Here is a 14080-nt window from a genome sequence, read left to right as displayed (position 1 = left end):
TCATAATTAGTTGCGCTTCTCCCGAAGTGCGGAGACTGAAGCCTCAATCATGCTAAGCGTCATCATTCCGACCGAAGGCGTCGAGCAGACGGCGGTCGCAACTCTGGCCGCGCTGGTACCCGGTGCCGCCGCGGGCATCATCCGGGAAGTGCTCCTGGTCGATGGCACCCGCAACGGCGTCATCGAGCGCGTTGCCGACGTCGCGGGCTGCCGTTTCATCGGCTTCGAGGGATCCTCGCAAGGCGCAGCCCTCGCCGCCGGCGCACTCCAGGCCCATTCGCCCTGGCTGATGTTCCTGCCCGCAGGCGCCGTGCTGGAAACCGGCTGGATCGAGGAAACCACCCAGTTCATCCAGACCGTCGCGTCCAGCGGCCGGGACCGTGCGGCCGTCTTCCGCTATGCGCGCTCGCCATACGCCGACGCCGGATTCCGCGACATCTTCCGGGCCGTGACGCGCAAGCTCATCGGCCCCTTCGGCGATCAGGGACTTTTGATCGCGCGTGATCACTACGACCGGATCGGCGGCTACCCGCCCCAGGCCCGCCGCCCCGAGGCACGGCTGCTGCGGCGGCTCGGCCGCTCGTCCCGGATCATGCTGCGCAGCCGGATCGTCATGGTCGGCTGAGGTCACCAGATACTTGCCAAAGTCAAATAATTGTTTGACAATGGCAAATATCGAGGTGACCCATGCCGTTCAACGCTACCGACGACCACATCGCAGCGGTCCGCGCCTTCAACCGCTTCTACACTCGCAAGCTTGGCGTGCTCGACCAGCACCTTGGAAAGAGCCCCGTTCTCGCTCAGCGAGGCCCGCGTGCTCTACGAGCTCGCACAACGGGACGACCTTGCCGCAAAGGAGATCGGCAACGAGCTTGGCCTCGATCCCGGCTATCTCAGCCGCATCGTGCAAAGCTTCGACGAAAAGGGGCTGATCACCCGCAGGCCCCTGCCCGCGGATCGCAGGCAATACCAGCTCAGTCTCACCGCTAAGGGCCGCCAGACCTTTGCCAAGCTGAACCTGGGCTCGCAAAATGAGGTCGCCGCAATGCTGGCTCAGCTTTCGGCCAGCGATGCAACGCGGCTCACGCAGGCCATGGCGAGCATCGAGGCTGTGCTGGAGCAACGTCGAAGCCAGCCCGCGGCTTTCATGCTGCGCAGCCATCGCGTCGGTGACATGGGCTGGGTCATCTCCCGGCAGGCCGCCGCCTATGCGGCCGACTACAACTGGGATATCAGCTACGAGGCCCTGGTCGCCGAGATCTGCGCACAGTTCATCAAGGGCTATGACGCCGCGCGCGAGCACTGCTGGATTGCGGAAGTGGGTGGCGAGCCGGTCGGCTCGATCTTCCTGGTCAAGGCCACGGACGAGATTGCGAAGCTGCGCCTGTTGCAGGTGGAGAAGAAAGCGCGGGGACTCGGCGTCGGCCGCGCGCTGGTCGAGCAATGCATCCAGGGCGCACGCGAGAGAGGCTACAGCAGGATGACGCTGTGGACCCAAAGCATCCTGGTCGCCGCGCGTGGCATCTATCAAAGTGCAGGCTTCAAGCTCGTGAAGGCAGAGAAGCACCACAGCTTCGGTGCCGATCTGATCGGCGAGACTTGGGAGCGGGATCTCTGATTATTCGCAACGAGCGAGATGCAAGTAAATGTGCCCGTGCGGATGGACCCTCATCCGGCGCTTCGCGCCACCTTCTCCCACAAGGGGGAGAAGAGCGCGACTACACCGTCGCGCCCTGGGCCTTCGGGCGGCGCAGGTGTTCGTCCAGCCGCGGCATGATCTCGACGAAATTGCAGGGACGCGTGCGGTAGTCGAGCTGGGCCTTGAGAATACCGTCCCAGCCGTCGCGGCAGGCTCCGGGCGAGCCGGGCAAGCAGAAGATGTAGGTCGCGCCAGTCACGCCGGCGGTGGCGCGGCTCTGGATCGTCGAGGTGCCGATCTTGGCGTGGCTCAGCATGTGGAATGCGATCGAGAAACCGTCCATGCGCTTCTCGAACAAGGGCTCGATCGCCTCCGGCGTGACGTCGCGTCCCGTAAAACCGGTGCCGCCGGTGGTGATGACGACGTCGACGCCCGCGTCCGCAATCCAGCCGCGGATGACGGCGCGGATCGCCTCGACGTCGTCGGTGACGATCTCGCGCGCGGCGAGATGATGGCCGGCCGCAAGGATCCGGTCGGCGAGCGTCTGGCCGGACTTGTCGTCAGCGAGCGCGCGCGTGTCGGACACAGTGAGAACCGCAATGTTGAGCGGGATGAATTGTTTTGTTTCGTCGATGGACGCCATAGGATCTCATCTCCTTACCCAACCACCGATGTCATCCTGAGGTGCGCGCACTTGCGCGCCTCGAAGGATGGCCGGAGGCTCGCCATCTCTAGGGCCCATCGAAGAGGCGAGCACCTCAGGATGACGCCACTACTAGCTCATTACGACCCGCCACCGAACGTGTTGCAGGCCTGGACCGTGCCCTGCTGGTAGCCGGTCATGAACCACTGTTTGCGTTGCGCCGCCGAGCCGTGGGTGAAGGAATCGGGCACGACGCGGCCCGTGGCCTGGCGCTGCAGCGTGTCGTCGCCGATCGCGCTCGCCGTGGTGAGTGCGGCGTCAATGTCGCCCGGCTCCAGGAAGTTCGGCCGCTTCTTCGCCTCGCGATTGACCCAGACACCGGACAGGCAATCGGCCTGCAATTCAACCTTCACCTGGAGCGCATTCGACTCCGCCTTGCTGCCGGCCTGCTGCTGCAGTCGCGTCACGCGCGGAATGATGCCGAGCAGGTTCTGGATGTGATGGCCCGCCTCATGGGCAATGATGTAGGCGGTGGTGAAGTTACAGGCGGACTTGCCGGAGCAGCCGCGAAAACGCGTCTCGACCTCGCGGAAGAAACCGGTATCGAGGAAGATGGTCTTGTCGGGCGGACAATAGAACGGTCCCATTGCCGACTCTGCCCGGCCGCAACGGCCGCCATTGGTGACGTTGCGGAACAACACGACCTTCGGACCGGTGTAGGACTGGCCCGAAGCCTGGAAGATCTCGCTCCAGCGATCGTCGATCTCGCCGAGGATGCCGGAGATCATGCTGCCCATCTCGTCGGTCGGCGCGCCACGCTTGGCGTTGGAGGACGACTGGCGATCGGTCTGGTAGGACGGCGCCTGACCGCCGCCGGTGAGGATTTCGGCGCCGCCGATCAGGATGCGCGGATCGATGCCGAAGGCGTAGCCGACCAGGCCGAGCACGATGATGGTACCGATGCCGAGCCCGCCGCCGCCCATGGGGAGACCGAATCCGCCTCCTCCACCGCCCCCGCCACCATCGTCGCGACGATCCTCGATGTCGTCGCTGCGGCGGAAATCATCGTAGCGCATGGCGGCTTCCCTCGGTCCTGGATGGCATCATTTGGGCGCAAGAAAGCTCAACGCGCCACACACTTAAAATTTCCGTTGCGTTAATCAATATCCCGCTCGGCAATTATTGCCTAGTGCGACAGCATGGCAATGCCAGCAATTTTTTCCGGGCATCGAGCAATTTTTTCCGAGAGAAATTTGAAGTTTTTTGGCACTCCGGCCGCTCCCGCAACACGAAGAAACGCGAAATGCGCTGTAAAACACGGCTAAAGCGTGCAGCAAACCACGCGCGACGCACGACGCGACGACTGCTCACGAAAGCGGCGGGTTAAGTCGATTTTTACTTTGCCGCTGCAATGTAACGGTCAGTCGGTTGTTTGGTCCCGCGTCGCCGACAGCGTCGCCTGAGTCAGAGTTCTTGAGTCATGGTAGAGTCGCGTCGCGGGGCGTCTGCAAGGGCGCCCCGCACAAATTTTGAATCTCCTTCGCACAGCATCGTCCTCGGCGATTGCGTCGCCGAGATGTCGAGGCTTCAGGCTGGTTCGGTCGACCTGGTGTTCGCCGATCCGCCCTACAATCTCCAGCTCAAGGGCGATCTCAAACGCCCCGACGAATCCCATGTCGACGCCGTCAACGACGACTGGGACAAGTTCGATTCGTTTTCCGCCTATGACGATTTCACCCGCGCCTGGCTGCTTGCCGCCCGCCGCGCGATGAAGCCGTCGGCGACGATCTGGGTGATCGGCTCCTATCACAACATCTTCCGCGTCGGCGCGGTCATGCAGGACCTCGGCTTCTGGCTCCTGAACGACATCGTCTGGCGCAAGACCAATCCGATGCCGAATTTCCGCGGCCGCCGCTTCACCAACGCACACGAGACCATGATCTGGGCCGCGCGCGACGAAAAGGCCAAGGGCTACACGTTCAACTACGAGGCGCTGAAGGCCGCCAACGAGGACGTGCAGGCACGGTCCGACTGGCTGATCCCGCTCTGCACCGGCGAGGAGCGCCTCAAGGGCGCCGACGGCAAGAAAGTACATCCGACGCAGAAGCCGGAAGGCCTGCTCGCGCGCGTGCTGCTGTCGTCATCGAAGCCCGGCGATCTCGTGATCGATCCCTTCAACGGCACCGGCACGACGGGCGCGGTCGCAAAGCGCCTCGGGCGCTCCTATATCGGCTTCGAACGCGACAAGACTTACGCGAAAGCGGCCCAAGCGCGCATCGCCGCGGTCGAGCCGCTGCCGGAGGCAAGCCTTGCCCCGTTCATGACCGCGCGCGAAGCGCCGCGGGTGGCGTTCTCCGAGCTGATCGAGCGCGGCATGATCATGCCCGGCACGAAACTGTTCGACGCCAAGAAGAAGCTCGGCGCACTGGTGCGCGCCGACGGCGCCATCATGTTCGGCGACAAGGTCGGCTCCATCCACCGCATGGGCGCGGTGGCGCAAGGTGCGCAAGCCTGCAACGGCTGGACCTTCTGGCACATCGAGACCAAGAAGGGTCTCAAGCTGATCGACGAACTCCGCGCCGAAATCCGCGCCGGCATGGCGGCCGGGTAGGCTTCCCGCGATCTTGAAGGGTGGGCAAAGCGAATCGCGCCCACCATCCCGGTCAATCCGGACCGAAGCAGTGCTGGTGGGCACGGCGCTTTGCGCCTTTGCCCACCCCAGGGCGTCTTGAATGACGTGACGGCCGGGACTAGATTTGAGAAGTCAGTCCCGACCGGTCGGCTCCCATGCGACGACAGTCCGAGACATTGCTGCTGCTACCGCTACTGCCGATCTTCCTGGTCGGCATGTTTCCGATGTTCCTGATCGCGCTGCTGGGCTTCTTCGGCCTCGCCTTGTTCGGCGTGCTCGTGGTCTGCGTCGGGCTCGCCAGCAGCAACGAGGCACACGACAATTTCAATCATGACGTCATCGTTCACGGCAACGCGCGCGGATCTGAGCGCAAGGCGCGCGGGCCTCCGACATGCATATCGCCACGCGGCTCGGGCTGCGCCTGGAGGCTGTGGGCGCGGCGATGGTCATTACGGCGGCGATTGGCCTTTGTTACGCCGGCTGATCTGCGTGGCGCGCAGATACCGCCCGGCAAACTCGCCGGTTGCTCCCACCGACAAGGTTCAGGCAAGAGAAGGCCGTCAGCGACAGTGACGCTGCCTCCGCTCTCGACCACCAAACACTGGGGAGACGCCCGATGCTCAAATTCTATTTCAACGGTTCGCCGAACCCGACCAAGGTCGCGCTTTTTCTCGAAGAGTCCGGCCTGCCCTTCGAGCCGGTGAAGATCGACACCCGCAAGGGCGAGCAGTTCACGCCGGACTATCTGAAGATCAATCCGAACGGCAAGGTGCCGGCGATCGACGACAACGGCACCATCGTGTTCGATTCCAACGCCATCCTGCTCTATCTAGCCGAGACAACCGGCAAATTCCTGCCCGCCGCCAATCTTCGCGGCGAGATGCTGTCATGGCTGATGTTCATCGCCACCGGCGTCGGGCCCTATTCGGGTCAGGCCGTTCACTTCAAGCATTTTGCGCCGAAGGACCAGAACCACGACTACGCGTATAACCGCTATCAGTTCGAGACCGATCGCCACTACAAGATTCTCGACGGCCACCTTGCCAGCCGCCGCTATGTGGTCGGCGACAGCTATTCGATCGTCGACATGGCGCTATGGGGTTGGGCCCGGATGGTGCCGTTCAAGCTCGGCGATGACGCCTTTGCACGATACCCGAACGTGAAGCGGCTGGTGGACGAGGTCTCGGCGCGGCCCGCGGCGGCGCGCGCGATCGCGTTGAAGGACAAGTTCACCTTCAAGGCCGAGATGGACGACGAGGCCCGCGGCAACATGTTCAAGCACATGACGACGAAAGTGGCGTGATTACGCCACGCCGCTATGCGAGGCCACGCGCATGCGCGTGGCCTTTTGCTTTGGGCTCAGGCGGCGTGGACCGAGTTGAGGAACTTGGTGACCTCTTGCTTCAACCGGTTGCTGTCGGCCGACAGCGAACGCGCCGCCGAGAGCACCTGGGAGGAGGCTGAGCCGGTCTCGGAGGCGCCGCGCTGCACGTCGCCGATGTTGGACGACACAAGCTGCGTGCCTTGGGCAGCCTGCTGGACGTTGCGGGAGATCTCCTGCGTGGCCGCACCCTGCTCTTCCACGGCAGCGGCGACGGTCGACGAGATCTCCGACAGCCGCTGGATGGTGCCGCTGATTTCCCTGATCGAGCCAACCGACTCCTCCGTCGCGGCCTGGATGCCCGAAACCTGCTGAGCGATCTCGCCAGTGGCCTTCGCGGTCTGCTCGGCGAGCGCTTTGACCTCCGAGGCCACCACGGCAAAGCCGCGGCCGGCTTCGCCTGCGCGCGCCGCCTCGATGGTGGCGTTCAGCGCCAGGAGGTTGGTCTGGCCGGCGATGGTGCTGATCAGCTCGACCACGTCACCGATGCGGGCCGCGGCCTTGGAAAGCTCGCCGACACGCGCGTTGGTCCTGCTCGCCTGACCGACGGCTTCGCCGGCGATGCGGGCCGATTCCTGTACCTGGCGCGCGATCTCCGTCACCGACGAGGACAGCTGTTCCGTCGCCGAGGCGACCGCCTGCACGTTGGCCGTGGCTTCCTGCGACGCGGAGGCGACTTCCGTCGATAGATCCTGGGCCCGCGAAGCGGTCGTGGTCAAAGTGCCTGCGGACGCCTCGAGCTCGTGCGATGCCGACGACACGGTGTCGACGATCTCGCCCACGGCCTGCTCGAACTGGTCGGCCAGTTTCACCATGTCGGCTTTGCGACTCTCGGCCTGGCGCGCCTCGATTTCGGTCTGCTCATGGCGCAGGCGCTCGGTGTCGATCATGTTGGTCTTGAACACCTCGATCGCCTTGGCCATGTCGCCGATCTCGTCAGCCTTGCCGCGGCCGGGGATCGCGACCTCGAGATTGCCGCCGGCAAGCAGCCCCATCGCGCGCGTCATCGAGGTCAGGGGACCGACGATGCTGCGGGCGATCAGGAAGGCGACGATCAATCCAAACAGGATGGCAAGGCCGCCCGCGATCTCCTGCACGGTCGTCGTGCCGTCAATGACGGCTTCGGCCCTGCTGCGCGAATCCTTGTAGTCCTTCTTCAAGGCCGTTTCCGCGACCTTGAGCTTGGCGATACTGTCGACGATGAGAGGCGCGAGGTTCTTGTGGTAGATCTCGTCGGCCTGGAGCATCGCCGCCGACGTCGTCTCGAAGGCGGTTTTGTAGATTCCGAGCGAAGTCTTCACCGGGGCGAGCGTGGTTCGTAATTCGGTCGCCTGCGGGCTCTTTTCGATCGCTGCGAGCCGCTGCGACGCCCTGTCTACATTGGTTCTGAAGTTCGCGGGCCCCTTCACGTCGCGCAGGGCCAGGAAACGCCAGTTTGCGATCTGAACGAGAAGAAGCCTGGATTCGAGGTCGGCGACAAGGGACGCAGTGTCTTCATCGACGGCTGCGCGCGCCACATCGACCAGCTTGTTCATCTTGACGGTGAGCTCATCGCCGCTCGGCAGCAGCGTCGCCTTGCCGGTTCTCGCCTCGTTGACGGCGTCGCCGAGATTGTCACGCAGGCTTCGCATCTTGGCGATGTCGGCGATCAGATCATTGTAGAGCTTTCGGCGCTCCTCGGAGAGCGTGCCCTTCGCCCCGACCTGCAACAGCTCGGTCGCCGCGGCCTCCCGTTCCGCCGCCTCCCGCATTGCAGGCTCGTTGGCGTCATAAATGTATCGCAGATTGGCCCGCTGGATCGCCTGAAGATGGGTCGATATCTCCAGAACCCGTGCCGTGCTGTCCGAAAACGCCGAGGCCTTTGCGACCTGATCCTGCACGGTCCGTAAATTCCAGACGGCGACCACCGCCATTACGAGACCAACCGCCACCAAGGCCATGAAACCTGCGTACAGGCGTCCCCTGATCCGCAAACGAAAACTCGGCATTCCCACCGTCCACCCAGATGCATGTGAATTCGGGCGGACGAACAACTCCGGCGATCGTCACGGCCACCCCCGGCAGCCGCGCGTCACGCTTTACGCGACTCATGCTGCACTGCGACACAATGGGGGACACTCGTTAATTGAACCTTCAAATTTTTCGCGCGCGCATGCGTCAGGGTGCACGACATCTGCTGATTTTATCGGCAGGTTGAGCACGGTTTTGGCGCGAAGCCCGCAGCAGCGTGCAGGCCGCTGCAGCTTATCCGGACTGCGCCAGACCGACACGGCCATCGCCGACGGGGCGGACGGCAGCGGTCGCCGGACGCGACGCCGCTCGACCCGCTCAGCTCCCGGCCGTTTGCGGAAACGGGCCGAGTGCCTTCTCCGTCAGCACCGAGTCGCAATATTCCCGGATTTCCTTGATCTTGCCGTTCTCGAGACGAAACACGAGACAATAGTCGTTGTCGTAGCGCACCCCCTCGGGCGTGACGTTGTCGCCCTTGGCCTCCACGACGACGATGTCGCCGTCGGCAATGAAGCGGTGGGCGACCGTCCGTGTCCGGTCGACCAGACGGGTCCGCACATAGGCATGCAGATCGTTGAGGATCGCCTCTTTCCCAGCGAAGGTGCGCGACCAGGAGTACTGGCCGGTCACGACCCATCTGGCGTCGTCGGCAAGACTTGCGGTGAACAGGGCGCGGTCGCGCCCGACCGGATCGGAACTGGCGGCGGCGGCGAAAATATCCTGCATCAGTTTTTTGTTGGCACTTGCGCTCATGGCGGCATCTCCGTTGGTGAGAACACCGGGATCATCGCCGCCGGCTCTAAATTCTTCAAATCGATAGCGGATATGATATCTATTCGCCTCATGAATTTGAATTCGCTCGACCTCAACCTTCTGACCGCGCTCGACGCGCTGCTGCGCGAGGCCAGCGTCAGCCGCGCCGCCTTGCGGATCGGACTCTCGCAACCGGCGGCGAGCCATGCGCTGCAGCGCCTGCGCGACATCTTTGGCGATCCGCTCCTGGTGCGCACAGGCGCGCGGATGGAGCTGACGCCACGGGCGCAAGCCTTGCGCACGCCGCTGGCGCAGGCGCTTGACCAGGTGCGCGGGCTGTTCGTGCCTGACGACTTCGACGCCGGCCGCAGCGAACGGCAATTCCGCCTGATGATGCCGGATCTCGCGGTTGAGCTCCTGATGCCGCCGTTGATGGAGAAGGTGACGCGCGTTGCGCCCAACGTCCGCATCGACATCGTGCCGTGGCGGGGACCTGCGATCTTCAACACCGAGTTCGCCCGCACCATCGATCTCGTGATCTCGATCGGCAACGCGTTCAAGGGCTTTCATCGGCAGCTGCTCTACACCGACAGCGATGCGCTGGCAGTGCGGCGCGGCCATCCCATGGCTGCGAAGCTGAAGCGGCGCGAGACGTTCCTCGCCGCACGCCATGTCGGCGTCATCATCCGCGGCAGCGCTGAGGACCTGATCGACACCTGGCTGCGCAGCAAGGGCACTCGACCGGCACATTTCACTGGTGGTCCCGGGTTATCTCGAGGCGCTGCACGTCACAGCCCGCACCGACCTCGTTGCCTTCGTGCCGCGCCGGCTGATCGCGGCGCTGTCGAAGCAGTTCGGCCTCGTCACGGTGACGCCGCCGCTCGACCCCGGCATCGACGAGCAGTTCATGTTCTACCCGACGCGGTCCCAGATGGACCCGGGATCGATCTGGTTGCGGCGATTGATGCTGGAGACGGGACGAGAATTGGAGAAGCGAAAGGCTTCCTAACGTCGCAGTCCCACAGGGTGGGCAAAGCGAAGCGTGCCCACCCCTTCTGTTGTCGCGTGGAAGTTGGTGGGGCACGGCGCTTTGCGCTTTTGCCTGCCCTACAAGATCCTACGCCTTCTGCGCGTCCATCACCTTGCGCACGGCGGGGCGGTCGGACATGCGCTTAAAGTGATCGGCGATCTTCGGCGTTGCGTTGATGTCGACACTGTCGCCTTCAAGCCAGGTCGACAGGGTGTAGAGATAGGGGTCGCAGATCGTGTACTGCTCGCCCATCACCCAGGGCCCCTTGTACATCTTCTGCTCGATCAGGGAGAAGCACGCGCCCATGGTCTTCGGGATCATCTGCTTCATGTCGGCGAACGAGCTCTCTTCGCTCGCCCAGCGGGCGCCGCGCATCTTGTGGGCATGGTTGATGTGTACGGTCGAGCAGAGGTAGGAGTTGAACGACTGCACCTGGGCGAAGTCGAAGGGATCGTCCAGTGGCGCGAGCTTCGCCTTGGGGAAGGTCTGCGCAAGATAGGCCAGCATCGCCGGCGTCTCGGTCAGGACGCCGCGATCGGTCACCAGGGCGGGCACGCGGCCCTTCGGGTTGATCGCGAGATAATCCGCGCTGTTCTGCTGATTGGTCTTGAAGCTCAGCCGCTCGGCCGAATAGTCGGCACCGGCCTCTTCCAGGGTGATGTAGGTGGCGAGCGCGCATGTGCCGGTGGCGTAGTAGAGCTTGAGCATGTCTGACCTCATGGGAAAGCTGGAAAATAACGGCTGTCGCCCCTAAGGTCCATAGCACATCGTTCTCTTCGCAGTTGCCCACCGGCGCCCGCCTGTGCCAAGACGCCCCCAATTGGAGGGGTTTTCTCATGACCGTACTCATCGCCGGTGGCGGCATCGGCGGGCTGACGCTTGCGCTCAGCCTGCACGGAATCGGCATTCCCACGAAAGTGTTCGAGAGCGTCGCCGAACTGCGGCCGCTCGGCGTCGGCATCAACGTGCTGCCGCATGCGGTGCGCGAGCTGATCGAGCTCGGCCTGATGGACAAGCTCGATGCCAGCGGCGTGCGCACCCGCGAGCTTGCCTATTTCTCCAAGCACGGCAAGCCGATCTGGAGCGAGCCGCGCGGGCTTGAGGCCGGTTATCAATGGCCGCAATTTTCGATCCATCGCGGCACGCTCCAGCAGCTCCTGCTCGACACCGCGATCGAACGCCTCGGACGCGACAACATCCTGAACAGCCATCATCTGACCGGCTGGAGCGAAACCGCTGACGGCGTGCGCGCCGATTTCATCGACAAGGCGACCGGCAAGGCCGCGGGGACTTACGACGGCACGATCCTGATCGCCGCCGACGGCATCCATTCCGCCGCGCGAGAAAAACTCTATCCCGACGAGGGCCCCCCGATCTGGAACGGCCGCATCCTCTGGCGCGGCGTCACGCCTGCAAAAGCCTTCCTTACCGGCCGCACCATGATCATGGCCGGACATGAGATCCTAAAATTCGTCTGCTATCCGATATCGAAAGAGCCGGACGCGGCGGGCAACCATTTGATCAACTGGGTTGCCGAGCGCCACATGCCGCCGACCTATCAATGGCGGCGCGAGGACTATAACCGCACAGCGCGGCTGGAAGAGTTTTTGCCCTGGTTCGAGAGTTGGCAGTTCGACTGGCTCGACGTGCCCGGTCTGATCAAGAACTGCCCGCATGCCTACGAATACCCATTGGTCGACCGCGATCCGGTCTCGCAATGGACCTTCGGCCGCGTCACGCTGATGGGCGATGCCGCGCATCCGATGTACCCGATCGGCTCCAACGGCGCCTCGCAGGCGATCCTCGATGCGCGCACCATCACCCGCGAAATCCTGGCGCATGGCCCGACGCAGGCGGCGCTGCTGGCCTACGAGGCCGCGCGGGGGCCTGCGACCACCGACCTGGTCCTGCTCAACCGCAAGAACGGCCCCGAGCAGGTGATGCAACTCGTCGAGGAGCGCGCGCCCGACGGCTACAAGGTCGTCACCGACGTGCTATCGCAGCAGGAGCTGGAGAATATTGCCGTCAACTACAAGCGCGTCGCTGGGTTTCAGGTGGAGGCGCTGAATGCGAAGCTACCGATCGTCAGCGCGGGTGCGAAGCGCGTGGGTGGATAAGCCCTCACAAGTGGCGAGATGCGCGTTGATGTGCCCTCGCCCCTTGTGGGAGAGGGCAGCGACGCCTGTAGACGCAGACTCACTTGGGTGGGGGGTTTATCGCCACGCGTTCGTCCCTCACGATTTGAACGCGCGGAGAGATACCCCTCATCCGGCGCTTTGCGCCACCTTCTCCCGCAAGGGAGGAAGGGGTACCGCACGCGCGGCTAGATTATTTGCCGCACCACCCTCGCCGCCTCCAGCAGCCGCTCACTCGCGGTCGCCGTCGCCAGCAGCGTGCCGTCTTCCGCCGTCAGCCGGGCCTCGACGAACGCGATCGTCTTGCCGAGCTGCGTCACCTTGGCCTCGCCGATGATCGGTCCGGGCTTTACGGGCGCCAGGAAATTCACGGTCATGCTGATCGTCGTGGTGTAGAGCCGGCCCTCGCTCATCACCAGCACGGCGGGACCCATGGTGTCATCGAGCATGGCCGAGAGCATGCCGCCCTGGATGAAACCGGCCGGATTGCAGAACTCCGGCTTGCCGTCGAAGGCGAGCTTGATCCAGCCCTCCTCCGGGCGAGCATCGAGCAGGCGCCATCCGAGCAGCTCGGCGCAGGGCGGCCTCTTGAAGTTGTCGAGCGCGGTCTTGACCATGCGAACCCTCCGTTGCCCTGCGTGAGTAGCCCAGGGTTGCTGACAGCATGGTGTCAGCAGGATGGGTCCTAGCGACCCAATCCATGCGCAATCACCTTGCGCATGACATTGGGCAGCGCTTCGCCGGCCAAGGTCGCAATCGGAACCCAGCGCATCCCCTCGGGCGCGCGCGTGCGGGCCTCGGCCCTGGCCGTGTAGACCACCAGTTCCAGCGGAAAATGCGTGAAGACGTGGGCGACCACGCCGACCTTGCGCTGCCAGAGCGACAACCCCTTCAGCTCCGGCGCCTGCTGCTTCGCCTTGGCATCGTCCTGCCCGGCCAGCCAGTCCGAGCCCGGCACCTCGGTCATGCCGCCGAGCAGGCCCTTTTCGCGACGGCTGCGGACGAGAAGCTCGTCGCCGCGCGTGACGACGAAGGCCGCACCGCGCCGTAGCGCGCCGGTCTTCTTTGGCGCCTTGCGCGGAAACGTTTCCTGCGTTCCCAGCGCGCGCCCCGTGCAGTCCTCGTTCAAGGGGCATAACGAACAAGCCGGCTTTTTCGGCGTGCAGATCGAAGAGCCGAGGTCCATCAGCGCCTGTGCACTGTCTCCCGCGCGAGAATCGGCAAGCAGCGTCGCCGCCAGTTGCTGGATCAGCGGTTTTGCCTGCGGGAGCTCTTCTTCAACTGCAAAGAGCCGCGACACCACCCGCTCGATATTGCCGTCGACCGGCATGGTGCGGCGGTCGAAGGCGATCGCCGCGATCGCGGCCGCCGTGTAAGGCCCGATGCCCGGCAGCGCGCGCAAGCCCTCTTCGGTGCCGGGAAAGGTGCCGCCATGCTCGCGCGTCACCGCAACCGCGCAGGCATAAAGGTTTCGCGCGCGTGAGTAATAGCCGAGCCCGGCCCACATCCGCAGCACGTCGTCCTGCGAGGCCCGCCCCAGCGCCGTGACATCAGGCCAGCGCGCGACGAACTTTTCGAAATAGGGCCCGACCGCCTTCACCGTGGTCTGCTGAAGCATGATCTCGGACATCCAGACACGGTAAGGGTCGGATGCCTCCCCGGGCGCGGCGCGCCAGGGCAATCGGCGCCGGTGGCGGTCGTACCAGGCAAGGAGCGCGAGCGGACGCGACGAGGTCTCCGGCTGGACTGGTTCCGATTTCGCCTTGAGGGCAGATTTTGGGCTCATGCTTTCACTGTAACGGCGTCAGGCCGATCTCTCCACGTCATGCCTACGCTCGTCGCGGGCATCCACGTCTT

The 14080-nt window shown here is 64.1% G+C and carries 12 protein-coding genes and 2 pseudogenes; 6 read left to right on the top strand and 8 right to left on the bottom strand.

Annotation, left to right across the window (positions count from 1 at the left end; translation table 11 throughout):
- Nucleotides 1-49: 49 nt before the first annotated feature.
- The gene (locus tag ACVWYI_RS10220; RefSeq protein ID WP_247340335.1) at nt 50-625 is read left to right on the top strand and encodes a glycosyltransferase family protein; all 576 of its coding nucleotides are present in this window, start codon (nt 50-52) and stop codon (nt 623-625) included.
- Nucleotides 626-687: 62 nt separating this feature from the next.
- A pseudogene (locus ACVWYI_RS10215) lies at nt 688-1618 on the top strand (bifunctional helix-turn-helix transcriptional regulator/GNAT family N-acetyltransferase).
- Between the two features lie 100 nt (nt 1619-1718).
- Here the strand turns inward: ACVWYI_RS10215 and moaB are convergent.
- Together moaB and ypfJ are read right to left on the bottom strand one after the other, a co-directional pair.
- A complete protein-coding gene (moaB, locus tag ACVWYI_RS10210) occupies nt 1719-2282 on the bottom strand; it encodes a molybdenum cofactor biosynthesis protein B (RefSeq protein WP_247340341.1) in 564 nt (187 codons plus the stop codon).
- 140 nt (nt 2283-2422) lie between these two features.
- Entirely contained in the window at nt 2423-3358 is a 936-nt protein-coding gene (ypfJ, locus tag ACVWYI_RS10205) for a KPN_02809 family neutral zinc metallopeptidase (protein ID WP_354105274.1), read from the bottom strand.
- 404 nt (nt 3359-3762) lie between these two features.
- On the opposite strand from ypfJ, the gene ACVWYI_RS10200 reads away from it, so the two are divergent.
- Entirely contained in the window at nt 3763-4893 is a 1131-nt protein-coding gene (locus ACVWYI_RS10200) for a DNA methyltransferase (RefSeq protein WP_456661881.1), read from the top strand.
- Between the two features lie 212 nt (nt 4894-5105).
- Here ACVWYI_RS10200 and ACVWYI_RS10195 read toward each other — a convergent pair whose 3' ends face one another.
- Entirely contained in the window at nt 5106-5261 is a 156-nt protein-coding gene (locus ACVWYI_RS10195) for a hypothetical protein (protein WP_456661880.1), read from the bottom strand.
- A gap of 269 nt (nt 5262-5530) precedes the next feature.
- Here ACVWYI_RS10195 and ACVWYI_RS10190 point away from each other — a divergent pair, with 269 nt between their 5' ends.
- Nucleotides 5531-6217: a glutathione S-transferase family protein gene (locus tag ACVWYI_RS10190; protein ID WP_456661879.1), complete on the top strand. Its 687-nt coding sequence runs from the start codon at nt 5531-5533 to the stop codon at nt 6215-6217.
- A 56-nt stretch (nt 6218-6273) separates the two neighbouring features.
- Here the strand turns inward: ACVWYI_RS10190 and ACVWYI_RS10185 are convergent, their stop codons facing one another.
- Together ACVWYI_RS10185 and ACVWYI_RS10180 are read right to left on the bottom strand one after the other, a co-directional pair.
- The gene (locus tag ACVWYI_RS10185) at nt 6274-8283 is read right to left on the bottom strand and encodes a methyl-accepting chemotaxis protein (protein ID WP_456661878.1); all 2010 of its coding nucleotides are present in this window, start codon (nt 8281-8283) and stop codon (nt 6274-6276) included.
- 340 nt (nt 8284-8623) lie between these two features.
- Nucleotides 8624-9058, bottom strand: coding sequence for a nuclear transport factor 2 family protein (locus ACVWYI_RS10180; protein WP_456661877.1), 435 nt, complete (start codon nt 9056-9058; stop codon nt 8624-8626).
- A 90-nt stretch (nt 9059-9148) separates the two neighbouring features.
- Between ACVWYI_RS10180 and ACVWYI_RS10175 the strand changes: the two are divergent.
- Nucleotides 9149-10067 (top strand): annotated as a pseudogene (locus ACVWYI_RS10175) (LysR family transcriptional regulator).
- 108 nt (nt 10068-10175) lie between these two features.
- Here the strand turns inward: ACVWYI_RS10175 and ACVWYI_RS10170 are convergent.
- A complete protein-coding gene (locus ACVWYI_RS10170) occupies nt 10176-10796 on the bottom strand; it encodes a glutathione S-transferase family protein (RefSeq protein ID WP_354105268.1) in 621 nt (206 codons plus the stop codon).
- 128 nt (nt 10797-10924) lie between these two features.
- On the opposite strand from ACVWYI_RS10170, the gene ACVWYI_RS10165 reads away from it, so the two are divergent.
- Nucleotides 10925-12205 (top strand): flavin-dependent oxidoreductase, encoded by a 1281-nt coding sequence (locus ACVWYI_RS10165; RefSeq protein ID WP_456661876.1) that lies wholly within the window; start codon nt 10925-10927, stop codon nt 12203-12205.
- A 206-nt stretch (nt 12206-12411) separates the two neighbouring features.
- Here ACVWYI_RS10165 and ACVWYI_RS10160 read toward each other — a convergent pair whose 3' ends face one another.
- Nucleotides 12412-12840 carry a PaaI family thioesterase gene (locus tag ACVWYI_RS10160; RefSeq protein WP_456661875.1) on the bottom strand — a complete coding sequence of 143 codons (429 nt, stop codon included), beginning with the start codon at nt 12838-12840 and terminating at the stop codon, nt 12412-12414.
- Nucleotides 12841-12908: 68 nt separating this feature from the next.
- Nucleotides 12909-14009: an A/G-specific adenine glycosylase gene (mutY, locus tag ACVWYI_RS10155; RefSeq protein WP_354105266.1), complete on the bottom strand. Its 1101-nt coding sequence runs from the start codon at nt 14007-14009 to the stop codon at nt 12909-12911.
- Between the last annotated feature and the right edge of the window lie 71 nt (nt 14010-14080).

The organism is Bradyrhizobium sp. LB13.1 (assembly GCF_054056815.1).
Note: the sequence above shows the minus strand (reverse complement) of the source record. Positions and strands in the feature narration are given on the sequence as shown.